Genomic DNA, 24,130 nt, shown 5'->3' with positions numbered 1-24,130 from the left:
TCTGTCCTTTATGCTTTGTTCATGCGCGTCAGGCGCATGTTGACCAGCGAAATCGCGGCCACGAGGAAGAAGATCAGGGTCGAGATGGCGGCGGCCAGGCCGAAGTTCTGGCCCGAATCCTCGAACGCGATGCGGTAGGTATACGACACCAGCAAGTCCGTCGTGCCGGCCGGCAGGGTCGTGTCGAGGAAATCGGGACGTCCGCCCGTCAGCAAGCTGATCAGTACAAAATTGTTGAAATTGAAGCCCAGGCTGGCCACCATCAGCGGCGTCAGCGGCTTGATGATCAGCGGCAGGGTGATCTTGAAGAAATTCGTCAGCGGTCCCGCGCCGGCCAGGGCCGAGGCTTCGTACAGGTCCGACGGGATCGCCTTGATCAGGCCCATGCACACCACCATCATGTAGGGGTAGCCGAGCCAGGTGTTGACGATCAGGATCATCGCCTTGGCCAGCGTGGTGTCCGAAAACCAGGCGGGCTTGATGCCGAACAGGGCGTCGAGCACGAGGTTGATCTCGCCAAAGTTGTTGTTGAACAAGCCCTTGAAGACGAGGATGGAAATGAAGCCGGGCACGGCGTACGGCAGGAACAGCAGGGTGCGGTACAGGCCGCGGAAGCGCAGCGCATCCCAGTTCAGCAGGACGGCCAAGACCATGCCCAGGCCCGTCGTGGTGGCCACGCTGATCAGGGCGAAGACGATGGTCCAGACGAAAATGCGCAGGAAGGGGCCGCGGAAGGCTTCATCGGAGAAGATTTTCACGAAATTGGCGAAACCGACGTTGACCTTGAAGCCCGGCTCCAGTTTCGTGCCGTCCGGCATTTCATAGAACCCCGTCTTGAAGTTCGGCTTGACCAGTTCGCCCGTGGCGATCTTCTTCAGGGTCTTGTCCGGCAATTGCTTGTAGACGTGCGCGACGGGGCCGAATTCGCGCAAGCCCACCATGCGCAGCTCTATCCTGTTCGGCATGACCAGGGTCAGCAGCTTCAAGTCCTTTTGCAGGGCGATGATGTCCTTGATGGGCAGCGGCGCAGCCAGCACGGGCGCCTGCACGGGATCGAGCGGCGCCACTTCCACTTTCAGGGGCACGGCGCTCTTCAGGGCCAGCGGCGGCGTCAGCAGCACTTCGCCCGTGTCCGGGCTTTCCAGGCGCAGCCGGTATTCCTTGTCTTCGCGATGCACGGTCAGCGCATAGCCGGTGCTTTCCACGCGCTGCGTCTCGTCGAGCAGGTATTGCGTGGCCCGTTCATAGGTGAGCAGGTTGCGCGAGCTGAAATTGGTAAAGCCGATCGACACCGTGTACACGAGCGGCAGCAGCACGAAGACGATCACCGCCGTGATGCCGGGAAACAGGTAGCGGTAGGCGTAGGCGCGCGGCGACGTGAAGACGAATGTCGTCAGGGTCAGCAAGCCGAGGAAGACGGCGGCCAGCATGGTCTGGCCGGAGATGTACAACATGAAGAGCAGATACAGACCCAGCGCCATGCTGATGGTCAATACCGTAGGGCCGATAAACTTGCGCACGATGGGATACCTGTGAAGATGGAGTGATACGAGATGGCGTAGGTCGGATTGGCGGCTATGCTGCGTAATCCGACAACATTGTTGGCTGCTGGTGTCGGATTACGGCCCTTCGGGCCTAATCCGACCTACGCCTTGACCTGCTTAATTGGCGGTCGTGATCCGCTTCGCCGCCGCGTCCAGGCCTTCCTTGGTGCTCTGGCGGCCCTGCGTGATGTTTTCCAGCGCCGATTGCATCGATGACCAGAAGCGGCCCATTTCCGGGTTGTTCGGCATCGGGCGGCCCGCCTGCGCGCTTTCCATCGTGGCCTGGATGTTCGGGTTCGATTTCAACTCCGCGAACAGCACCTTGTTCGCTGGCGTGCCCAGCGGGACGTCGGCATTGATGGTTTTCAGGCCATTGATCTGCAGCATCTGGTTTTCCAGGAATTCCGTCGCCAGGTCCTTGTTCGGGCTGGCTTTCGAAATCATCGCGCCCAGCACGCCCACGAACGGCGTGGCCGTCTTGCCTGCCACGGTAGGAATCGTTGCCACGCCGAAGTTGATCTTCGACTTGCGCGCATTGTCCCACGACCATGGACCGTTGATCATCATGGCGATCTTGCCCTGGTTGAAGCCGGCTTCCATCTCGGCGTAGCCGGCGCCCTTCGGCATGGCGCCGCTGTTGATCAGGGCCATCAGCGCATTCACGCCCGCCTGCGAACCGGCGTTGTTGACGCCCGTCTTGGCCGCATCGTAGCGGCCGTCGCCCTTGACTTCAAACGGGAAGCCGCCGCCCGCGCCCAGCAGCGGCCACGTGAAATAGGTGTTGGTGTAGTCCCACAGGATGGCTTTCTTGCCCTGGCCCGTCAGTTTCTTGTCCAGCGCGGCGATTTCCTCGAAGGTTTTCGGCGGATTCGGCACCAGGTCCTTGTTGTAGACGAGGGCGACGGCCTCGATCGACATCGGGTAGCCCCAGGTCTTGCCGCCGACCGTAAACGCGTTCCACGCCAGCGGCAGGATGGCGGCGCGCGCTTCCTTGCTTGGCGTCAATGGCTGCAGCAGGCCGGCGTCGATCCAGGTGCCGATGCGGTCATGCGGCCAGATCCAGATGTCCGGACCCTTGCCGGCGGCGGCCGCCTGCTGGAATTTGTTCGGCGCATCTTCCGGGTGCTCGACGACGACCTTGACGCCCGTCTTCTTGGTGAATTCCTCGCCAACCTTGGCCAGGCCCTTGTAGCCCTTGTCGCCATTGATCCAGATCAGGAGGGTGCCCGCTTCGGCTGCATTGGCCATGCCGACGGCGGCCAGGTTGCCGATGCCGGCCAGGGCGGCGGCGATCAGGGTGGTTTTGATAAAGCTGCGTTTCGGGTGGGTGATGGACATGTCGATCTCCAGTTGTATTTTTATGAGGTGTGTATCAAGGCTGAACCCATGTAACCAGGCCAGGCGGCGCCTGTAGCGCCTGGCCCGCAAAATTCAAGGCGTCAGGTACGGGTCTGGCCGTGCTCGTCGAACACGTGGACGCGGGCCGGGGCCACTTGCAGCGCCACCTGCTGGCCGATGGCCCAGTCCGTTTCCGCGTCGGCGCGCACCACCAGAGGCTCGTCGCCGCCAGGCACCTGCACATACAGGTAGCTGATGTCGCCCAGTTTTTCCACCGCCTGCACGCTGGCCGTGATGGCGGACGCGGCGCCGGGCGCGCATGCCTGCACGTGCTCGGGCCGCGCGCCGATGGTGACGGGGGTGCCGCTGGCCAGCGGCTGCCTGAGCGCCGCCTGCAGCATGCCGCCGGCCGTCGTGGCGATCATGGCCACGCCGTCCGCATAGCTGTGGATCTTGCCTTTGAGGAAATTCATGCGCGGCGAACCGAGGAAGCCGGCGACGAACAGGTTGGCGGGGTGGTGGTACAGCTCGAGCGGTGCGCCCACCTGTTCGATGCGGCCCGCGTTGAGCACGACGATGCGGTCGGCCAGGGTCATCGCCTCGACCTGGTCATGCGTGACGTAGATCATGGTCGAGCGCAATTCGCGGTGCAGGTTCGCCAGTTCGATGCGCATCTGCACGCGCAGCGAGGCGTCGAGGTTGGACAGCGGTTCGTCGAACAGGAAGACGTCGGGCTTGCGCACGATGGCGCGGCCGATGGCCACGCGCTGGCGCTGGCCGCCCGACAGATCCTTGGGCTTGCGTTCCAGCAAAGGCTCGATGCGCAGGATCTGCGCGGCGCGCTGCACGGCGTCGGCGATCTGCACCTTGTTCATGCCGGCCAGTTTCAGGCCGAAGGCCATGTTTTGCGCCACGCTCATGTGCGGGTACAGCGCATAGCTCTGGAATACCATGGCGATGCCGCGCTTGGCAGGGGGGACGTCGTTCATGCGGGTCTTGCCGATGAATAAATCGCCGCCGCTGATTTCCTCGAGGCCACAGATACTGCGCAGTAAGGTGGACTTGCCGCAACCCGATGGCCCCACGAAGACCATGAATTCGCCGTCGGCGATCTCCAGGTCGATGCCGTGCAGGGTTTGCACGTCGCCATACGCTTTCTTCAGTCCTGCCAATTTCAGTCCAGCCATGTCGTCCTCATTCTCACTGAATGTGCCTGGCCCAATCTATTGCGCGTCGACATCTGCGGCTGGCGATGCTCGCTGTGCATTCGCACAGCTGCGCTTCTCAGCCACAACTTTCATCCGCCCGCGACGATCTTGCCAAGCACTGATACTCTGTTGTTCGTCCCCGCTGATGCGCGGGGCTCGTTATTGTAATTGGCGGCATGGCCGCCAAAGCCTGCGATTTACGCCAGCGTGCCGAACCAGCCGCCATGCGCGGGCAGGGCGATCTGGCTGCCTTGCTTGTTGCCGGGCAAGCCGTGGCCCGCCAGGCCGGCCGCTTGCGCGGCATCTGGCCAGGTGAACGTGACGGCGTCCGTACCCAGGTTGAAGGCGGCCAGCACGGATGGGTGACCTGCCAGGTCGCGGCGGAAAGCCAGCACGGGTTCCGGCGCGTCGAAGAAGGCGATCTCGCCGCGCAGCAATTGCGGCTGCGTGCGGCGCCAGGCGAGGATGGCTTGCGCGAAACGCAGCGGCGAGGCGGCGTCGCGTTCTTCCACGTCGACGGCGCGCTGCAGGTGCTCGGGCGGCACGGGCAGCCAGGGTTTCGCTTCGCTGAAGCCGCCGTGCGGCGCATCGGCCACCCATGGCATCGGCGTGCGGCAGCCATCGCGGCCCTTGAACTGGGGCCAGAACGGGATGCCGTACGGGTCTTGCAGGGCTTCGAAGGGCAGGTCCGCTTCCGTCAGGGCCAGCTCGTCGCCCTGGTACAGGCACGGCGTGCCTTTCAGCGCGGCCTGCACGGCCAGCACCATCTTGGCCAAGGATGGCGACGGCTGCTCGCCGCCCCAGCGCGTCATGACGCGCACGCTGTCGTGGTTGCCCACGGACCAGGATGCCCAGCCGTCGGCCACTTTCGCCTCGAACTCTTCGACCTGCGTGCGGATATGCGCGGCCGAAAACTCCGCCGTCAGCAAGTTGAAGCTGTAGGCCATGTGCAGCTTGTCGCCGCCCGTGGTGTAGGCGGCCATGGTCGCCAGCGCATTGTCGTCGCCGACTTCGCCGATGGAAATGGCTTGATATTCGTCCAGTATGGCGCGCACGCGCTGCAGGTAGGCGATGTTTTCCGGCTGCGTCTTGTCGTACACATGCGACTGCATGCCGTACGGGTTGATGGCCGATACGCTGCTGGCGTCGCGCTGCGCGGCGGGCGGATTATTGCGCAGCTGCTGGTCGTGATACGGGAAGTTGCAGGAGTCGAAGCGGAAACCGTCGACGCCGCGCTCCAGCCAGAAACGCAGGTTGTCCAGCTGCGCCTGCTGCACGGCCTGGTTGTGGAAGTTCAGGTCGGGCTGGCTGGCGAGGAAGTCGTGCAGATAGTACTGGCCGCGGCGCGGCTCCCATTGCCAGGCCGAGCCGCCAAACACGGACAGCCAGTTGTTGGGCACCGTGCCATCGGGTTTCTGGTCGGCCCACACATACCAGTCGGCTTTCGGGTTGTCGCGGCTGGAGCGGCTTTCCACGAACCACGGGTGGTTGTCGGACGAGTGCGACAGCACCTGGTCGATCATCACTTTCAGGCCCAGTTCATGGGCGCGCGCCACCAGGCGGTCGAAATCGGCCAGGGTGCCAAACATGGGGTCGACGTCGCAGAAATCGGCCACGTCGTAGCCGAAGTCCTTCATCGGCGACGTGAAGAAGGGCGAGATCCAGACGATGTCGGCGCCCAGGGCGGCGATGTAGTCGAGTTTCGAGGTGATGCCAGGCAAGTCGCCGATGCCGTCGCCATTGCTGTCGAGGAAGCTGCGTGGATAGACCTGGTAGATGACGGCGCTGCGCCACCAGTCGGCTGGCAGGTGGGCGAGATTGTTCTGGATGGTAGGCATGAATGATTTCTTAAAAGTGCCTGTAGCGTCAGCTATCAGGGCGCGCGCTGCTGGTTGGTCGGTGATCGTCTTATTTTAGAATTCAAAGCGCTTTGGGTGTGAAATGAGTATAGTCCAAAGCGCTTTGAAAAGTAAAGCGATACACGATACAGACATACGATTTTTTTATGGGGGTAATTCAGGAAGCGATGGCGGCGCCGCCGGCCAGGCGGCCGGCGGTGTGGGAGGGCGGAAAACGCCTAGTTCGGCACGGGCCCGGCCGACTCGCCCGGCAGCAGTTCGCACGGCCACAGTTCCTGCAGCTCGGTGGCGGGCGTGCCGTCCATCAGGGCCAGCAGCATGTGGATCATCTTCGCGCCGGCGCCGCGCGGGTCGGGCTGGACGACGGTGGTGACGTTGTGGCCGGCCAGCGAATCCTCCATCACGCCCCAGACGATCAGCGACATGTCGCGGCCGATGGCGATGCCCGCGTCGAGCAGCGCGCGCACGGCGCCCACGCCCGACATGTGGTTGTCGACGATGACGGCGGTAGGGCGGGGCGAGCGGGCCAGCAGGCGCTGCATGGCCTGGTAGCCGGCGCGGCGGTCGTGCGCGTTGTCGACCAGGTTGTCGGGATCGACGGCCAGGCCGCCCGCCTGCATCGCTGCCTGGAAACTGTCGACGCGCTGGCGCACGAAGTTCAGGTCCGGCGTGGCGCTGATCAGGCCGATGCGCTGGTGGCCCAGCGACGCCAGGCGCTCGACGGCCAGGCGCATGCCGGCTTCATTGTCGTAGTCGAACCAGGCGTGCGGCTGGTTCAGCTGCGTGCGGCCATGGGCGACGAAGGGCATGCCCTGCTGCGCCAGGTAGGCGATGCGCTCGTCGAACGGCTTTGTCCGTCCGACCACCAGGCCGTCGATGCGGCGCCCCTTGACCATGCGTTCATAGGTGTGGAATTCGTTGTTGGCCGACGCCGGCGCGATCATCATGTCCATCTGCTGCGCTTCCAGCGCTTCCGACATGCCGCCCACGATCTCGATGAACATGGGGTCGGCCAGGTCGTTCGGCATCAGCGGGTAGATGATGCCGACGATGTTGGTGCGTCCCACGGCCAGGCTGCGGGCCATGGGATTGGGGCGGTAGCCGGCCGCCTGCGCGGCGGCCAGCACCCGTTCGCGCGTGCGTTCGCTCACTTCCGGATAGCCATTCAAGGCGCGGCTGACGGTGGTTTCGGAAATTCCTAGCGTTTTGGCGAGATTTTTGAGGTTCATGGATGCTGCAGTCGGGGTCTATCCTGGGTGAGTCTTGCCGCTGCCGGCATCCTGCCGGTGGGCGGAGGCGGTGCGGTGCGATGACGGGTAGTTTATCTGATAAATGCCGGAATGATCAGGGTCGTGACGGCCGGCGGCAGCGCCCAAAAAAATACGCGGGCAAACCCAGGGGCGCCCGCGCTAAAAGAGGATACTGCTGAATCACTACATTGAAGCTGCCGGCCATCGCGTGCAGCGGCGCGCTGGTGCATCCGGTTCCTGCCTGCCCCTTTGAAAGCGGGCGGTGTTGCTGCCACTGGCAGGCGCCCGCAGGCGCCAGCCTGTGTTTGAGGCCTCTGAACAAAGAGCGTCTGACAAAACGTTCAGGGCCAGGCGCAAGGGTGCAGACAGTACGCTAGTACGGCAAACCCTTGCTACGCCGCCATGGACGTTTTTCAGATGCTCTTACCACCAGCTTTCGACCTGGACGCCGACCGTGCTGCCATTGGTCTTGCCGCCAAACACGCCCGTCGACGACAGCGCCGTTTCCGCCGCGGCCGCGGACTGGGCCGCCTTGTTCCATTTGGCGTAGGTGTAGAAGGCGCGCAGCACGGGGCGCGACCAGAAGCTGTTGCCGGCCGACAGTTGCGGCGCGATGGTCAGCTTGGTCAGGTTGCGCGTCTTGTCACCTTCCGGCTTGACGATGTCGTGGCCCAGTTCCACGGCCAGGCTGTAGTTGTCCGTGAAGTGGTAGACGGGACGCGCGCCGATCGACGTCCATTTGCTGCTGACGCCCGCCGTTTCCTTGTCTTCATAGACAAACGTCGCCATGCCCGACCAGGCGCCTTTCGGCTGGATCATCAGCTGTTCCGTCAGGCGCACGACCTTGTCATCCTTGCCGGCGCCCAGGCTGAGGCCGCCCGTGTTGGCGCCGCTGCCCTTGCCGAACTGCAAAGCCACCTTGTTGTAGCCGCCCAGCAGATTGCCTTGCGTATGCATGATGGTCAGCAAATGGCCGCTGGCAATCGGCGCGGCACCGTCCGCGTTGCGTTTCTGGTTGTATTGCACGCCCAGCGTCAGTTCGCCATCGGGGTTGACCTTGATGCCGGAGAAGCGCAGGTCGTGGGACAGGCCCATGCGCTTGCTGTCGCCGTCATCGGCCGTGCGCACGACGGCGTAGGCCAGCTTGGCCATGCCCAGGTCGATGTTTTCCAGGCCGGCGCCCGGACCGCTGTTGTTCCAGAAGTAGTAATCGGTGATGTGCACGTCCTGGCGGTCGTAATAGCGCTTGCCGACCCAGGCGCGCGCCTCGGCGAAGGCGCCCGTGCCGATCTTGTCGGCTACCACGTTCATTTCGCGCCAGGCCGGGTCCGCTTGTTCCCAGTCCTGGTTCTGGTTGACGGAAAACGCCACCAGGGTATTGATGCGGAAGGTGGTGCCGTTGGCCGCCTTGAAAGCTTCGCCGCCGAATTTCAGCTCGCCGTAGGTTTCGCACTCATTGCCCAGGCGATACTTGGACGAGGCGCCGGCCAGGCCGAAACAGGCTTCCTTGCCGCCTTCGCTGCTGGTGCCGAAGCCCGAGCGGATGTAGCCGCCGAAGTCGATCGGCAGGGCGGCCTGCGCGGCCGACGCGCTCAAGGTCATGACGACTGCGGCGGGCAAAGCCTTCAAGAAAAATTTGTTCATCGTGTCTCCAGTGTTTTTATAGGTTTATGACTGCAGGATCGGTGCGCAGTAATTTGCACAACCAAAGCGCTTTAATTTTGTTTCAAAGCGCTTTGAGTATAGTTCAAAGCGCTTTGATAAGTAAACTCGTTTTATCCTTGAAATCCTCGGCATGCCTTTGAAACCTGCTTGGTGTTGCGGGGAAGCATCAGGGAGGGGGGGCGGCGCATTGGCGCCGCCGGGTCTTGCGGGAGGGGAGTCGTGCCGGGCGACGGCGCCTAGTTGGGCACTTTGCAGGCGGGCGCGGCGGCCGTGCTGGCCGCCGCATCGGCCGGATGGCGCAGGAAAGCCAGGATCAGCAGGGCCGAGGCTGTCGTAATGCTTGCCAGCACATACAGCAGGTGGCGGAAGGCCGTGCCGTACGCCTGCGCCAGGTCGGCGGCGCCCGCTTGCGGCAACAACCGGCCCGCATGGCGCAGCTCGCCCAGCGCCAGGAACGGCGCCGCCAGTGCCGCCTGGTCAGGGACGATGCCGGGCACAGTGGCCAGCGCGGCCGCCGTCAGCGTGCCCAGCAGGGCGCTGACGATGGCCAGCGCCAGGCCTTCGCCGGCCACGCGCGTCGTATTGAAGATGCCGGCCGCCATGCCGGCCCGTTCCACGGGCACGACGCTGATGGCCAGGCCGTCCATCAAGCCCCAGGGCAGGCTGATGCCGCAGCCGATCAGCAGCAGCGGGTACAGCAAGGTGGCGGCGGGCACGCCCGGCGCGCACGCGGATAGCCACAGCAGGCCGCCTGCCGCCAGCAGCAGGCCGCTGGCGCAGATGCGCGCGGGGGCAATGCGCTGCGCCGCCATGCCGGCCAGGACAGGCAGCACCAGCATGGGCGCCGACAGGGCGATCATCATGCGGCCCGCGTCAAAGGCGCTGTAGCCTTCGATGCCGATGAAGCGGGCCGGCAGCAGCACCAGCAGCACGACGAAGGAAAAAGCGGGCGCGGCGGCCAGCAATTGCACGCCGGCAAAGGCGGGCAGGCGGAACAGCGACAGGTCGAGCATGGGGCGCGCGGCGCGCCGCTCGACGCGGATGAAGGCGGCCAGCAGCACGGCCGCGCCGCCGAGCAAGCACAGGCTGGCGGCGCTGCCCCAGCCGCTATCGGGCGCCTGCAGCAAGCCATAGGTAAACAGCGACAGCGCGCCCGTAAACGTCAGCGCGCCGGGCCAGTCCACGCCCTGTGCCTGCGGGTCGCGCGACTCGCGCATGGCGTGCGCGGCGGCCAGCAGGGCGATCAGGCCCGCTCCCGCCGCCACGAGGAAGATGGCGCGCCAGCCCGTGCGGGCGATGAGCACGCCCGCGAGGAAGGGGCCGAAGGCGAGGCCCGCGCCGAAGGCCGTGCCGATCAGGCTGAAGGCGCGCGCGCGGGCCGGGCCGTCGAATTCCTGCGCCAGCGCCGCCAGGCCGCTGGACAAGGCCATGGCGCAGCCCAGCCCCTGCGCGGCACGCAGCAGGTCCAGCAGCAGGATGCCGGGCGCAGCCGCCAGCGCCAGCGCGGCGGCGGAAAACACGCTCATGCCCAGCACAAATACGCGCTTGCGGCCGTAGCGGTCGGCCAGCGCGCCGGCCACCATCAGGCAGCCGCCAAAGCTGAGCATGAAGGCATTCGTGATCCACGCCAGCGCCAGGGGGCTGGCGTGCAGCTCGGCGGCGATGGCGGGAATGGCGATGGCCGGTCCCGTAAAACTGAGCGGCATGCATAGCGCGGCCAGGCAGACGGCGGCCAGCACGAGGGCGCGCCGGCGCGGGGCAGCCGCTTCGGCAAGGTGATTCGTATCCATGGGAGTGATTCCAGAAAGAGGGAATCTGATGATAATATGGACGCAATCAATGAAAAAGTGGCTGAAAATCCACTCATAACGGACAAAAAATCCTGAATAGGGGCGGAATGGATAATCTGAACGGCATTGCCGCCTTCGTGCGCGCGGCCGAAACCAGCAGTTACGTGGCTGCGGGCAGGCTGCTCGGCGTGTCGGCCTCGGCCGTGGGCAAGAGCGTGGCGCGGCTCGAGGAAAAGCTGGGCGTGCGACTGCTCAACCGCAGCACGCGGCGCATCAGCCTGAGCAACGAAGGCGCGCTGTTCTATGAGCGCTGCCAGCGCATCCTGGCCGATCTCGGTGATGCCGAAGCGGAACTGTCGCACCTGGCCGAGGCCCCGCGCGGCAAGCTCAAGGTCAGCCTGCCCGTGATCGGCTACCGCATCATCCTGCCCCTGCTGGCCGAGTTTACGCGGCTGTATCCGGAAATCGAACTCGACCTCGACTTCAATGACCGCCTGGTCGACGTGGTGGCCGAAGGCGTCGACGTGGCCGTGCGCAGCGGCACGCTCACCGATTCGCGGCTGATGGCGCGCGAACTGGGGCCCTTCGCCTTCGCCATCGTCGGCGCGCCCGCGTATTTCGCCCGCCACGGCGTGCCGGCCACGCCGCGCGCGCTGGAAGACCATGCCTGCGTGCGCTATAAATTTCCCACCACGGGCAAATTGCAGGAGTGGGCCGTGCAGCGCGCCGACGGCGACAGCGGCGGGGAACTGCGCCTGCCGACCGCCTTGACCTGCAACAATATCGAAGCGCTGATCGGCGCCGCCACGCAGGGCGTGGGCCTGGCCTATCTGCCGGATTTCATCGTGCGCGACGCCGTCGCGCGGGGCGAGCTGCAAGCCGTGCTATCGGAGTACCTGCTGCACTCCAGCAAGTTCTGGGTGCTGTGGCCATCGAGCCGCCACCTGTCGCCGAAAATCCGCGTGTTTGTTGACCATCTGTGTACCCACCTGCATTTTTCCGCACCCCCTCCCGTACGCTGACGGGCTCGGCAGCCGCCGTGGCGGCCGGTTGAGGAATATTCCTACTCAAAAGAGATTTTTCCTAACGTTGCAGAATTTTTATTTGCTGCGACGCACCACGCTATGCCGCGCAGCATCAGCTTATGCCCTTCCTGAATACCGGTTATGCGTTATCTAAATTGCCATGTGGAATTTATTTATGTTAATTTCATATCTGTTTCTGCAACATTGCATGTGTTCGATGGTTGCGGGAACATGGACATGAATAGGCGTAATAAGCGTGTAGTAACCAACAATTAGGGGCGCGAGCCCTGTTCCGCTCAGGGAGTGTGCATGAAGACAGTAACGACGACGCCGCCAAATCCGGCGCCAGACGCCACGCAAAAACCGGCCCGCAAGACGGGCTTGCTGCTCGGTGGCGGCGCACCAAATTCAACCCTGATCGCGGGCGCGCTGGCCGCGTTTCTCGACGAAGGCATCGAATTCGACGTCATCTCCGCCTCCGGCGCCGGTGTGTTGATGGGCTTGCTCTACACGACGCCGCACGACGCGACGCCGCGCCAGGCGCTGCAGAGCTGGGCCGACACGGGCGTGGCCGACAGCATCTACAAGATGATCCCGATCAACTACAAGGTGTTCCAGAAGCCGGGCATGCACGCAAGCACTTTCCGCGACGCCTTCCAGGCGCCGGCCAACAATCCTTTTTTTCAGGCGTTCAAGCAAACGTTTGCGGGCGTGCCGACCGCGTGGTCGGACTGGGGCAAGCTGATGGTGTCGTCGCTGTCGCCGTCCGACCTGTCGGCGAAGAGCCTGGGCCTGTGCGCGCACCTGCCGTTCCTGGAAAAGGCCGTGGATTTCTCGGGCGTGGCCCAGATGCGCCCCGATTTCTACATCAATGCCTACAACCTCAGCGCGCACCGCATGCAAATCTGGGGCAAGCACGAGATCGAGCCTATCCACGTGCGTGCGGCGCTGTCGTTTCCCTTCCTGTATGCGCCCACGACCATCGCGGGCGACGACTACATCGAAGGCGCGGCTCTCGATACGCTCAATTTCGACCCGTTTATCGAAGGCAAGGGCGAACATGCTGACGCCGACACCCTGGTGATCCTCGACATCCTCGGCGACGAGCGCCTGCTGCGCAAGCCGCGCAACCTGTACGACGCCTGGGTGCGCTCCATCATCACGCCGCTGGTGAAGATTTCCAAGAGCGAACTGCGCTTGTTCGAACTCGAGCACAACACGGATGCGCGCACGGGCCAGCCCAAGCGGCGCCTGCTGAAACTCGATTTGATGGACGGCATACCCGAGCAGCACTGGCCCGACACGCTGGACTGGTCCAGTTCGAACATGCAATTGCTGTTCGACGTGGGCCACAAGGCGGGCCTGGCGTTTTGCCGCCAGCATGGCGACTTGCTGCGCCGTACGCCAGACGCCGCGCCGCTGGCGGCGTAAGACTGGTTCCACCCGATTTTTCCCGGCCACCTGATCGGCAGCTTTCCTGTCCCGCCTGGCGCCGCCAGGTTGCCTTTTTACTGTGAAGCCATTATGAATATTACCAAGCAATTAATCCTGACCCTCGCCATCGCCTTGCTGGCCCTGCTGGTGCTGGGCGCCGGCGGCGCCATGCAGCTGCAGCGCGCCCAGGAACGTTTCGACACCGTGCAAAACCGCATCATTCCCAGCATCCAGGGCTTGAATGCCGCCAAGGGTTTCCTGGCCGACTCGCGCCTGGCCGGCTACCGCCTGTCCGTATTTTCGAACCTGGCCGACAAGACGGCGCTGGACAAGGCCGTGGCCGACGCCAACAGCAATTTCGACAAGGTCATCGCCACTTACCGCGCCGAGCGCCTGTACGACGCGACGGACAGCAAGATGCTCGACGCCGACCAGGCCGCCATGGAAGCGTACCGCCGCGCGCTGGCGCCATTCTTTGCCGCCGCCTACGCGGGCGACATGGATGGCGTGCGCGCCACCTTGCTCGCCGGCACGCCACTGGCCATCACGGCTGCCGCCGCCAAGAAAAGCATGGATGACCATATCGCCTACAACAACAAGCTGGTCGACGACGTGAAGGCCGAAAGCCTGGCCGCCTACGACACGGCTTTCAACACCATGCTGGCCGTGCTGGGCGTGGCCGTGCTGCTGACGGGCGCGCTGGCCTGGCATATCTACCGCACCATCAGCGGCGGCCTGGGCAATATCGAACATACCCTGGAGCGCGTCAGCGCCTCGCTGGACCTGTCCGCCGCCATGCCCGTCGAGCGCATGGATGAGGTGGGCCGCACGGCCACCGCGTTCAACAAATTCCTCGAACGCATCGTCGGCGTGATCGCCACCGTGCGCACCTCGGCCGATACGGTCAGCGTGGCGGCCGCGCAGATTTCCGCCGGCAACGCGGACTTGTCCGTGCGCACCGAGCAGCAGGCATCGTCCCTGGAAGAAACGGCATCGAGCCTGGAAGAGCTGACGTCGGCCGTGCGCCAGAATACGGACAATGCGCGCCAGGCCAACTCGCTGGCCGTGTCCGCCTCGGACGTGGCGCGCAAGGGTGGCGCCGTGGTGGCGCAAGTGGTGGGCACGATGGGCTCGATCAACGAATCGGCGAAGAAGATCGCCGACATTATCGGCGTGATCGACGGCATTGCCTTCCAAACCAATATTTTGGCGTTGAATGCGGCAGTGGAAGCGGCCCGTGCGGGCGAGCAGGGCCGTGGCTTCGCCGTGGTGGCTACCGAGGTGCGCAATCTGGCCCAGCGTTCGGCGGCGGCGGCCAAGGAAATCAAGGGCTTGATCGAGGATTCGGTCGAGAAAGTCAATACGGGCAGCGTGCTGGTCGACCAGGCAGGTGCCACGATGGAAGAAATCGTCGCCAGCATCCGCCGCGTGACGGACATCATGGGCGACATCGCCAATGCCAGCCATGAGCAGAGCGCCGGCATCGAGCAGGTGAACCAGGCCATTTCCCAGATGGATCAAGTTACCCAGCAAAACGCGGCCCTGGTGGAGGAGGCGGCCGCGGCCGCATCTTCGCTGCAAGACCGCGCCGTCGAACTGGTCGACGTGGTGGCCGTGTTCCGCCTGCGCGGCGATGCCCAAGGGAAATCATTGAAAGTGGCGGGCGGCTTGCCGGCTCCGGCGGCGGCCGCCAGCCGGCGGCTGGCGTTGCCCGGCCGCAGCGCCCGCGCTTAAACATGGCAAAAAACCCGGCATGCCGGGGTTTTTCTTTTGCCGTGGTGCTGTCAAATGTGGGCGCGCTGCCCGTGTTGCCTTCAGTGAGTCTTCAGGCAAATGCCCAAGTCCGGCGCCGGATAGCGGGCAGCCGGGCATGCGGCAGGCATCTGTTGAATGAGGTCAGGAGCGCTTCAACTGGCCGATAACGCTGGCCACCTTGGCGGTAATCATGTCGACCGCGGGGCCATTGGCGCCATGCGGCAAGATGACATCGGCATTGCGCTTGGTCGGCTCGATGAATTGCTTGTGCATCGGGCGTACTGTTTCCAGATATTGCTCGATGACGCTTTCCACCGAGCGGCCGCGTTCGGTAATGTCCCTTTGCATGCGGCGGATGAAGCGGACGTCGGAGGCGGTGTCGACAAAGATCTTCAGCGACATCATGTCGCGCAAGTCCTCGTCATACAAGGCAAACAGGCCTTCGATCACGATCACGGGGGCGGGCTTGACGGGAATGGTCCTGCTGGAGCGGTTGTGCAGCGTGAAGTCGTACTCCGGCATCTCGATCGCTTCGCCGTTGCGCAAGGCCTGGATGTGCTGCACCAGCAATGGCCACTCGAAGGCCTGCGGATGATCGTAATTCTGCTGGCGGCGAACTTCCGGGCTGAGATGGGTCTGGTCGCAATAGTAGTCGTCCTGCATCACGACCGAGACCATGTCGGCGCCAAACGACGCGAGTACCTGCTGGGAGACTGTAGATTTGCCACTGCCGCTTCCGCCAGCGACACCAATGATAAATGGTTGGAAAGGAATATTATTCATGCCGAATGATACCGGAAACGCGGGCGGACCGACAGGGGCCGGCTGCAGTCTTGTCCGCGATAAGGGCCAGCGTGGCAGCACAATGCAATTGTATTGATCTGGCAAGAAAATAACAGTGTATCCTGTAATCGCGGCACGTATTTTCTGCCGGAGCAAGGAAAAGCAGCGGCATTGCCAGGTACGCCATCGTTGGACTGACAATTGTCAAGGATCGCCTGCAGGCATGCATGCCCTGCAGCCGGAGCCAGGCAGCCAGGTCTTGCGCGGCGCCGGCCCGGCGGCCCGTAACGTTGATTAAAATGATAGGGAGATTCCCCAATTGACGCATATTGAAGAAAGCATTCACGTTGCCGTGCCATCCACGGTCATCGATCAGGTTTGGAGCGAGGTCGACCGATGGCACCTGTGGGATCCGGATACAAGGCAAGCGCGGCTCAATGGGCCATTCGCCGTCGGTACGCGTGGCCGCATCGTTCCCAGCAAGGGGATGGGCATTCCGATGGTGGTCACGGAGCGCTCCGCAGGCCGTTCGTTCACTGTCGAAGGCTACATCCCCCTGTTCCGCATACACTTCGAGCACACGGTGGCCACGGTGGATGGCGGATCGCTCGTCGCTCACCGCGTTTGGTTCACTGGAGCCCTTGCCTTTCTGTTCGGGCCAGGGGTTGCCAGGCAGGTTAGGGAAGGACTTCCCAAGACCATGCGCTCGCTGAAAGCCTACGCCGAGAAACGCGACGCCCAGTCATGACGCCTGATCTTGCATGGCCGTGCACTGCTGCACCGCCACATTTTCAGGCGCGGCTTTTTCCCTGTGGATGGGGGACGGCACGTCATAGTTAGCTGCTCTTCGTCAATTCCTTGCAAAGCAGCGCGTCAAATTAACGTGCCGTTCCCGTCATGATGGAATACAATTCTTGCGTGGCAGCCAGCTTGCCTGGCAAGGCCGGGCACGGCGTCACGCTTTGATCCTGGAAAGATGTTGGCTTATGACTCTGCAGTTCCCTTTGCCGAATGTGTCCCTTGCGCCCCGCGCGCCATCCACGCTCCGCATTTCACGCAAGCCCCTCGTTTCCCTGTTCGCCCTGACGTTTTCGTGCTTGCTGGCCGCGGCGCCGGCCATGGCGGCCGCGCCTGCCGGCGACAAGGTCATGCTGGAAGAGCTGACCAGCACGGAATTGCGCAGCCGCATCGACCATGGCGCCACCACCGTGCTGATACCGATAGGCGGCGTCGAGCAGAGCGGCCCCTACATCGCCCTGGGCAAGCACAATGTGCGTGCCGGCCTGCTGGCGCGCCAGATCGCGCAAAAGCTGGGCAATACCATCGTCGCGCCCGTCGTTTCCTACGTGCCGGAAGGAGCGATTTCCCCGCCTGCCGGCCACATGCGCCATGCCGGCACGCTGTCGATTCCGCCCGCCGCCTTCGAGGCCGTGCTGGAAGGCGCGGCGGCCAGCCTGCGCCAGCATGGTTTCCGCGACATCATTTTCCTCGGCGACCACGGCGGTTACCAGAAGAACGAGCAGAACGTGGCGAATAAGCTCAACCGTGCCTGGGGCAAGACGGCCGGCGCCAACGCGGCGCGCGCCTACGCCTTGCTCGATTACTATGACATCACGCAAACGGCCTACATTGCCGAGCTGCAAAAGCGCGGCCATAGCAGTGCCGAGATCGGCTTGCATGCGGGCCTGGCGGATGCGGCGCTGATGCTGGCGACGGATCCGTCGCTCGTGCGCAGCGAGGCCATGGCCCATGGGCCGAAGCCGGGCGTGGCCGATGGCGTGCGCGGCGATGCCACGCGTGCTACGGCAGAGCTGGGCCAGATTGGCGTCAAGCTGCAGGTGGACACCTCGGTGGCGGCCATCAGGCAACTGCTGCAACGTAATAAATAATCTTCCGCTGGAAGTGTTGAACTTCCGGCTTTTGCAACGAAAAGACGCGAACTTACATGAAAAAATCTCAACGACGCACCATTGTCACCCTGTCCGCCCTGGCTGCCGCACTGGCAGGCCTGGGCGTGGCCAGCCAGGTTACCGGCGCCAGTACGCAGGCCCCGGCGGCAGTCGCCCCCGCCGCCGCGTATTCGCCGCTGCCGGGCATGCCGCCGCTGGTCGACCCGAAAAACGTGTATGGCAGCATTGCCAGCAGCAATATGAATCCCGTCGTCAAGGATCATTTGCGCCGTGTCTACGTGCCCAACCTGCGCTCGAACGATGTCTACGTGATCGACCAGGAGACCCTGAAAGTGGTCGACAAGTTCAAGGTCGGCAGCGGCCCGCAGCACGTCGTGCCGTCGTGGGACTTGCGCACGCTGTGGGTGGCGAATAACGCCGAGCGCACGGACAAGGGCAGCCTGACGCCGATCGACCCGCTGACGGGCAAGCCGGGCAAGGAAGTGCCCGTGGACGATCCGTATAATATGTACTACACGCCGGACGGCAAGTCGGCCATCGTCGTGGCCGAGGCGCGCCACCGCCTCGATTTCCGCGATCCGAAGACCATGGCCGTGCAGTATTCGATCGACACGCCCCAGTGCGGCGGCATCAACCATGCCGATTTCTCGAACGATGGCCGCTACGCCATGTTTACCTGCGAGTTCGACGGCACCATCGCCAAGATCGACCTGGTGGGGCGCAAGGTCGACGGCTACCTGAAATTGCAGATGCCGGCCAAGCGCTTTGCCGAATCCGGCCCCGTGGGCGGCCCGGCGAACGAGATCTGCAGCGTCAAGAAGGGCATGCCGCAAGACATACGCATCTCGCCGGACGGCAAGAAATTCTATATCGCCGACATGGACGCCGACGGCGTGCACATCGTCGATGGCGCCACCCTGAAGGAAATCGGCTTCATCCAGACGGGCGTGGGCGCGCATGGCCTGTACCCCAGCCGTGACGGTAAAAAATTATACGTGGCCAACCGCGGCACGCACCGCATCCATGGCAAGCCGAAGGGCAAGGGCAGCGTCAGCGTGATCGATTTCGCCACGGAAAAAGTCGTGTCGAACTGGCCGATTCCCGGCGGCGGCAGCCCCGACATGGGAAATGTGAGCGCCGATGGCAAGTATCTGTGGCTGTCGGGCCGTTTCGACGACGTGGTTTACCGCATCGATACGGGCAATGGCGACGTGGCGAAAGTGAAAGTGGGGCAGGAGCCGCACGGCCTGACCGTGTGGCCGCAGCCGGGCCGCTATTCGCTCGGTCATACGGGCAACCTGCGCTAGTCGCTGCCGCATGCGCATCGATTCCGTGGAGCAACTGCGCGCGCATTATCCGCCCGCGCAGGGGCGGGCGCTGAGCAAGCAGCTCGACCATCTCGACCCGCATTGCATGGCGTTCATCGGCCTGTCGCCGTTCGTCGTGCTGGCGACGGGCGCGGCCACGGGGCAGCTGGACGCTTCGCCGCGCGGCGGCGCGCCCGGTTTCGTGCAGGTGCTCGATCGCCATACCCTGCTGCTGCCCGATGCCAAAGGCAATAACCGGCTCGACAGCTTCAGCAACATCGCCGAGTCGGGCAGGGCGGGGCTGCTGTTCCTGATTCCCGGCGTCGATGAAACCCTGCGCGTGAATGGCGAGGCCAGCCTCAGCGACGATGCCGCGCTGCTGGCGCACTTTGCCGGCGAGCGCAACCCGCCGCGCCTGGTCATGCGCCTGCGCGTGGCGGAAGCCTACTTGCATTGCGCCAAGGCCCTCATGCGTTCGCGCCTGTGGGATGGCGCGGCCCAGGTCGAACGCAGCGTCCTGCCGACGATGGGCCAGATGATCCAGGAGCAGACGGGCGGCACTGGCCCGGTGGAAACGCAGGAACAGATGGCCGCCCGCTATGCGCCGGATTTGTAGCGGGGCTTGGCAAGGACGCGGCGCTGGCGCATACTACGATCCTGTTTTTTTAACATCCATGACAGGTCATCATGATTATTGATCACATCGGTTTAAACGTCAGCGATACGGCGGCCAGCAAGGCCTTCTTTTCAGCGGCCCTGGCGCCCCTGGGTGTTTCGGTGGTGCTGGAAGTGCAGGGCTGGGTTGGCCTGGGCAAGGACGGCAAGCCGGATTTCTGGTTCGGTGCGGGCGGCGCGCCGCATGCCGGCATGCATATCGCCTTTACTGCGGAGAACCGGGCCCAGGTGCGCGCCTTTTACGCGGCCGCGCTGGCCGCTGGCGGCAAGGATAACGGCGCGCCCGGCATCCGCGCCATCTATCACCCGAATTACTACGGCGCCTTCGTGCTTGGCCCTGACGGCCACAATATCGAAGCCGTCTGCCATGCCCCCGAGGATTGATATCGCCCCTCATCTGAAGAGTACCGCATGAAACCGGGCGCCACCCTGTATGCCGACGCTGGCGGTCGCTACGCGTACGTGAGCGACGGCTTTTCCTGGCCCGCGTTTTTCTTCGGTCCCCTGTGGGCCGTGGCCAAGCGCCGCTGGTGGCTGTTGCTGCCCATGCTGGCCATGGAGCTGTGCCTGTGGTTCGGCAGCCAGTACGCCACGCAGTTGCGCATCGGGCCGCTGATGCTGCTGATGATGAGCGCGGAACTCAGTTATCTGCTGGCGCGCGGCTGGTATGGCAACCGCTGGCTCGAGGCCTCGCTGCGCAACCATGGCTATGCGCCCGTCGTGCCGGGCGCCGGCCTGCGGTATGGATACTGACTGGCATATATTTTCCATCCTGACACTGACGCTCGGCAAGAGTGAGCCGTCCAGCCAAAACTTTCTGCGCAGCCTAGCGCACCTTTGATCCAGATCATCCCTCGCCGGCGGTGCTCACGTAGCCTTGGGACTCGCGTTGTAAAGCATCTTCCCGCCAACCGGATATGTTTTTCGCGTCTCGTGGCACAGCTTGGTCATTCTCCTTGCAGCTTGCATGGCCGGGCCGTCACACAAGCAGTTCATCCCAACCGTCATTTAATGAGGAAACTCCATGTATCCATATTCCCGTAGTGTTACTCCTGCCGCCAAAAACCACCTGGAAGCCCAACTGGCGTTCTTTAATGGCCTGTCGAAGTCGCTGTTCCAGTCGGCACAGCAATTTAATGATTTGAACATGCAACTGGCACAAGGCTTGCTGGAAGAGAGCACGATCACCAGCCAGAACTTGCTGACGGTCGAGCGCGTGGAAGATGTGTTTCAGGTGGCCGCCGCATCGGGCCAGCCTGCCGCCGAGCAACTGCGCAAATACCAGCAGCAAGTGTCGCGCCTGGCCGCCGATACGCAGGTCGAACTGGCCAACGTGGCCGAGCAGCATGTGACTGAAACGAGCCGCACGGCCAAGGCGCTGGCCGAGGAAGTGGCCCGCACGGCATCGGAAGAAACGGAGAAAAACGTGCGCAAGCAGCAGGAAGCCATGCAGCGCATCGCCGAGCCGTTCCAGGCTTACCACCAGAACGGCGCCAACCGTGACCAGCAGCGCGGTGCGCAAAGCCGCGACGGCCAGAGCCTGCAAAGCGCCAGCCACCAGGGCAGCCAGCAGTCGGCCGGCAGCGAAAGCGGCGCGGCGCAAGCCAGCAGCGCGCAAAGCAAAAGCACCAGCAGCGCCAGCCGTAAAGAGTAAGCGGGCCGCTGGCGGCGGCCTGGCCGTGCCGCCAAGGGCCGAGCCTTGGCGGCGCCGGCAAGAGCCGTTCAGCAGTGTCGGGCTTGCTTGACTGGTGCAGCGCCCGTCCCTCAGGGGGCGGGCGTTTTGTCGTCGGGGGCCAGTTGCGTTGCGGCGGCCCGCGTGACGACGTTTGCCGGCACCGGAGTGGAAGCGCGCGTGGCCGGGATTGGCGGTGTATCCGTCGAATCCGCCGTGTCCGCCTTGCCGTGGGCATCGATGAAGGCGCTGATGTCGTCGAGCGTGGGCGCCAGGCCGCGCAAGGGGCCGGCCAGGGTCGCCACCAGCGAGGCGTGGCTGACCCTGTCGAAATAGCGTTCCGTGACGGGCCGGTGCAGGGCGCGCAAGGCGCCGGCCAGGCCGCCCGTGTTGCGCTGCGGATTGACCAGTTTGTCGTGGCCCGGTGCCGGCGCGATCAGCAGGGCCGGTGGTGCCGCCCTTGTTACATGGTGGATCGGTTGCGAAGACACGGGCGTGTCCGGGTAAAAGAACACGGGGCGGGCGGTGGGGTTTTCGATCGGCAGGAAGTCGTAGGGACCGGCCAGGCCTATCCAGCCGCGCAAGTCTTGCGGGCGCATGCCGTGACGGGCCAGCAGGCTGGCGTCGAGCGCCACCATGGCCGCATTGTAGGCGCCAGCGCTATGCCCCATGACGAACAGCCGCGTCGGGTCGCCGCCATGGCGGCTCGATTCCATCGCGGCCCAGGCCACGGCGCGGGCCGCGTCCTGCAGGATGTCAGGGTAGTGTACGTCTGGATACAGGCGGTAGTCGGCGATCACGGCCAGGTAGCCGCGCGAGGCCAGCGCATGGCCGACAAAGGCATAGTCGGCGCGCTCGCCCGAAGTCCAGTTGCCGCCATAAAAAAAGACCACCACGGGCACGGGGCCGGCAGCGTTTTTGGGCGCATACACGTCGAGTTTTTGCCGCGGCAGGGGGCCGTATGCCAGGCCGCGCGTGACTTGCGAGGCGCTGCCGGACGACAGGGCATTGATGGCTGTCAAGGGTGAGCAGGCAATCAGGCCGGCAGCCAGCGGAATTGCAGCCAGCAAGCCGAGCAGGGTAGTGCGCAGGATCGTCATGCTTGCCCCTTGTTTTTATGCATTATGCTTGCAGTGTAGGCCAAGCAGGGCGTGGCATGCACGCAATTGTTGCAAAGTGGCATAGATAATTAATCAGGAGGCAACATTTAATCCTGCAACAGCCACTTGCGGGCCGTGGCGATGACGGCGTCCGACAGCGTGCGCGTGAGCGGCGTCTGGATATCCCACGCATGCCAGATCAGCGGCACGTCGAGCGCCTGGCCTGCCGCCACGTCGATCAGCCTGCCGGCGGCCAGCGCCGTTTCCGCCTGCAGCAGGGGCACCATGCCATAGGCATAACCCGCTTCGATGAAGCGCACGAAGTCGCGGGCCGAGCCGAGCACATGGTGCGGATAGCGGCCCGTGTAGCCAAGCCGGTGCTGCAGGTAACGTTCGTGCAGCGCATCCTTGCTGCCGAACGTGATGGCGGGCGCCTGGCTGACGGCGTCGACCGTAAATCCATGGGGAAACCATTGCTGCGCAAACGCGGGCGAAGCCACGCACAGGTAGCGCATGCCGCCCAGCGGCGTGGCCGTGGTGCCGGCCACGAGGTCGGTGGCGCTGGTGACGCAGGCAAAGACGCGGCCTTCGCGCAACTGGCTCAACGTGTGGTCCTGGTCGTCGAGGCGGATGTCGAGCAGGCACGATGGCGGCGTCAGCAGCGGCCCCAGCGCTTCCGGTATCCAGGTGGCGGCGCTGTCGGCATTGACGGCGATGGCCAGCGCCGGCAGCTGCGTGGTGGGGCCGGGCTGGGCGTCGAGCGCCGCTTCCAGCAGCTTGACTTGGCGGTAATGGGCGATCAGGCGCTGGCCCGCTTCCGTCGGCGCGGGCGGGTGGCTGCGGATGATCAGCAAGGTGCCTTCCAGGTTTTCCAGCGTGCGGATGCGCTGCGACACGGCCGGCTGGCTGATCGCCAGTGCATGCGCGGCCTTTTCAAAGCTGCCCAGGCCGATCACGGCGTCGAGGGCGGCCAATCCACGGTAGTCGACGACGCGCATAAGTTTCTCTTATATATGTTTAGAATCATTCATTATACTTATATTTACTTTTTCTTTACACTGTTGAAATAGGGTAACAACTCCACTCCGCAGCGCGGCCTGACAGGTACCGCTACACCCTCCACCTACCTCTGATGACTTTGCCATTACCGGCAGAGCGTGGGCGGCCGTGCGCGTGATGGAAAGCAATGGAAAGGAATCGATATGGATAGCGCAATTTTCTTGAAAGGCATGGGGCTCGGAGCGAGCCTGATCGTGGCCATCGGCACGCAAAACGCATTCTTGCTCAAGCAGGGCTTGAAGCGCCATTACGTGCTCACCTGCATCCTGGTGTGCCTCGTGTGCGACGCCATCCTGATCACGGCCGGCGTGGCCGGCATGGGCACGTTTATTGCCGACAACCCCAATTTCCTGCTGTGGGCCAAGGCCGGCGGCGCCACCTTCCTGATCGCCTATGGCTTGCGCGCCGCCAAATCCGCGTGGCGCCCCACGGCCATGACGGTATCGGCCGCCAAGTCGCCGGAAGGCTACTGGGCCGTGATTGGCGCGGCGCTGGCGTTCAGCCTGCTGAATCCGCACGCCTTCCTCGACACGGTCATCCTGCTGGGCTCGATCGGCGGCCAGCATGAAGGCATGGGACGCTTCTATTTTGCCGGCGGCGCCATCATGGCCTCGGCCCTGTGGTTCTTCCTGCTGGGCTTTGGCGCCCGCTACCTGGCGCCCGTGTTTGCCAAGCCCATGGCCTGGCGCGTGCTCGACGGCATCATCGCCCTCGTCATGTGGGCCATCGCCGCCTCGCTGTTCCTGTAAGCAGGAC

At 64.0% G+C, this 24,130-nt stretch carries 21 protein-coding genes; 11 read left to right on the top strand and 10 right to left on the bottom strand.

What is annotated here, in order from left to right; genetic code table 11:
* Positions 1–8 precede the first annotated feature (8 nt).
* The 7 genes from malF to O0880_RS22690 all read right to left on the bottom strand — a co-directional run bounded on the left by malF (position 9) and on the right by O0880_RS22690 (position 10,654).
* Positions 9–1,520 carry a maltose ABC transporter permease MalF gene (malF, locus tag O0880_RS22720; RefSeq protein ID WP_083411899.1) on the bottom strand — a complete coding sequence of 504 codons (1,512 nt, stop codon included), beginning with the start codon at positions 1,518–1,520 and terminating at the stop codon, positions 9–11.
* Between the two features lie 141 nt (positions 1,521–1,661).
* Entirely contained in the window at positions 1,662–2,882 is a 1,221-nt protein-coding gene (malE, locus tag O0880_RS22715; protein ID WP_083411898.1) for a maltose/maltodextrin ABC transporter substrate-binding protein MalE, read from the bottom strand.
* Positions 2,883–2,983: 101 nt separating this feature from the next.
* On the bottom strand, positions 2,984–4,069 hold the full coding sequence (ugpC, locus tag O0880_RS22710) for a sn-glycerol-3-phosphate ABC transporter ATP-binding protein UgpC (RefSeq protein WP_071324314.1): 1,086 nt from the start codon (positions 4,067–4,069) through the stop codon (positions 2,984–2,986).
* Between the two features lie 218 nt (positions 4,070–4,287).
* Positions 4,288–5,928, bottom strand: a complete 1,641-nt coding sequence (locus tag O0880_RS22705) for an alpha-amylase family glycosyl hydrolase (RefSeq protein WP_289888909.1) — start codon at positions 5,926–5,928, stop codon at positions 4,288–4,290.
* Between the two features lie 239 nt (positions 5,929–6,167).
* A complete protein-coding gene (locus O0880_RS22700; protein ID WP_071324312.1) occupies positions 6,168–7,178 on the bottom strand; it encodes a substrate-binding domain-containing protein in 1,011 nt (336 codons plus the stop codon).
* Between the two features lie 444 nt (positions 7,179–7,622).
* A complete protein-coding gene (locus O0880_RS22695; RefSeq protein ID WP_289888907.1) occupies positions 7,623–8,843 on the bottom strand; it encodes a carbohydrate porin in 1,221 nt (406 codons plus the stop codon).
* Between the two features lie 257 nt (positions 8,844–9,100).
* Positions 9,101–10,654, bottom strand: a complete 1,554-nt coding sequence (locus O0880_RS22690; RefSeq protein ID WP_289888906.1) for an MFS transporter — start codon at positions 10,652–10,654, stop codon at positions 9,101–9,103.
* Between the two features lie 107 nt (positions 10,655–10,761).
* Here O0880_RS22690 and O0880_RS22685 point away from each other — a divergent pair, with 107 nt between their 5' ends.
* From O0880_RS22685 to O0880_RS22675, 3 genes are all read left to right on the top strand, one after another.
* The gene (locus O0880_RS22685) at positions 10,762–11,676 is read left to right on the top strand and encodes a LysR family transcriptional regulator (protein WP_289888905.1); all 915 of its coding nucleotides are present in this window, start codon (positions 10,762–10,764) and stop codon (positions 11,674–11,676) included.
* Between the two features lie 312 nt (positions 11,677–11,988).
* Complete coding sequence (locus O0880_RS22680; protein ID WP_289888904.1) at positions 11,989–13,110, top strand: patatin-like phospholipase family protein; 1,122 nt, start codon at positions 11,989–11,991, stop codon at positions 13,108–13,110.
* 93 nt (positions 13,111–13,203) lie between these two features.
* The gene (locus O0880_RS22675; protein ID WP_289888903.1) at positions 13,204–14,847 is read left to right on the top strand and encodes a methyl-accepting chemotaxis protein; all 1,644 of its coding nucleotides are present in this window, start codon (positions 13,204–13,206) and stop codon (positions 14,845–14,847) included.
* 162 nt (positions 14,848–15,009) lie between these two features.
* Here the strand turns inward: O0880_RS22675 and udk are convergent, their stop codons facing one another.
* Complete coding sequence (gene udk / locus O0880_RS22670; protein WP_071324306.1) at positions 15,010–15,651, bottom strand: uridine kinase; 642 nt, start codon at positions 15,649–15,651, stop codon at positions 15,010–15,012.
* A 319-nt stretch (positions 15,652–15,970) separates the two neighbouring features.
* Between udk and O0880_RS22665 the strand changes: the two genes are divergently transcribed.
* The 7 genes from O0880_RS22665 to O0880_RS22635 all read left to right on the top strand — a co-directional run bounded on the left by O0880_RS22665 (position 15,971) and on the right by O0880_RS22635 (position 21,197).
* The gene (locus O0880_RS22665) at positions 15,971–16,399 is read left to right on the top strand and encodes an SRPBCC family protein (protein ID WP_289888902.1); all 429 of its coding nucleotides are present in this window, start codon (positions 15,971–15,973) and stop codon (positions 16,397–16,399) included.
* Between the two features lie 238 nt (positions 16,400–16,637).
* A complete protein-coding gene (locus O0880_RS22660) occupies positions 16,638–17,540 on the top strand; it encodes a creatininase family protein (RefSeq protein WP_289888901.1) in 903 nt (300 codons plus the stop codon).
* 56 nt (positions 17,541–17,596) lie between these two features.
* On the top strand, positions 17,597–18,868 hold the full coding sequence (locus O0880_RS22655; protein WP_289888900.1) for a YncE family protein: 1,272 nt from the start codon (positions 17,597–17,599) through the stop codon (positions 18,866–18,868).
* Between the two features lie 10 nt (positions 18,869–18,878).
* Positions 18,879–19,484, top strand: coding sequence for a pyridoxamine 5'-phosphate oxidase family protein (locus O0880_RS22650; protein ID WP_289888899.1), 606 nt, complete (start codon positions 18,879–18,881; stop codon positions 19,482–19,484).
* Positions 19,485–19,555: 71 nt separating this feature from the next.
* Entirely contained in the window at positions 19,556–19,927 is a 372-nt protein-coding gene (locus O0880_RS22645) for a VOC family protein (protein ID WP_156894883.1), read from the top strand.
* Between the two features lie 27 nt (positions 19,928–19,954).
* Entirely contained in the window at positions 19,955–20,296 is a 342-nt protein-coding gene (locus tag O0880_RS22640) for a DUF2628 domain-containing protein (protein ID WP_071324302.1), read from the top strand.
* A gap of 271 nt (positions 20,297–20,567) precedes the next feature.
* Complete coding sequence (locus O0880_RS22635; RefSeq protein ID WP_071324301.1) at positions 20,568–21,197, top strand: phasin family protein; 630 nt, start codon at positions 20,568–20,570, stop codon at positions 21,195–21,197.
* A 110-nt stretch (positions 21,198–21,307) separates the two neighbouring features.
* Here the strand turns inward: O0880_RS22635 and O0880_RS22630 are convergent, their stop codons facing one another.
* Positions 21,308–22,315, bottom strand: coding sequence for an alpha/beta hydrolase (locus O0880_RS22630; protein ID WP_289888894.1), 1,008 nt, complete (start codon positions 22,313–22,315; stop codon positions 21,308–21,310).
* Between the two features lie 107 nt (positions 22,316–22,422).
* Positions 22,423–23,313: a LysR family transcriptional regulator ArgP gene (locus O0880_RS22625; RefSeq protein WP_071324299.1), complete on the bottom strand. Its 891-nt coding sequence runs from the start codon at positions 23,311–23,313 to the stop codon at positions 22,423–22,425.
* Positions 23,314–23,517: 204 nt separating this feature from the next.
* Here O0880_RS22625 and O0880_RS22620 point away from each other — a divergent pair, with 204 nt between their 5' ends.
* Complete coding sequence (locus tag O0880_RS22620) at positions 23,518–24,123, top strand: LysE/ArgO family amino acid transporter (RefSeq protein ID WP_071324298.1); 606 nt, start codon at positions 23,518–23,520, stop codon at positions 24,121–24,123.
* The last annotated feature ends 7 nt before the right edge of the window (positions 24,124–24,130 follow it).

The organism is Janthinobacterium sp. SUN118, assembly GCF_030397695.1.
Lineage (GTDB): Bacteria > Pseudomonadota > Gammaproteobacteria > Burkholderiales > Burkholderiaceae_D > Janthinobacterium.
Note: the sequence above shows the minus strand (reverse complement) of the source record. Positions and strands in the feature narration are given on the sequence as shown.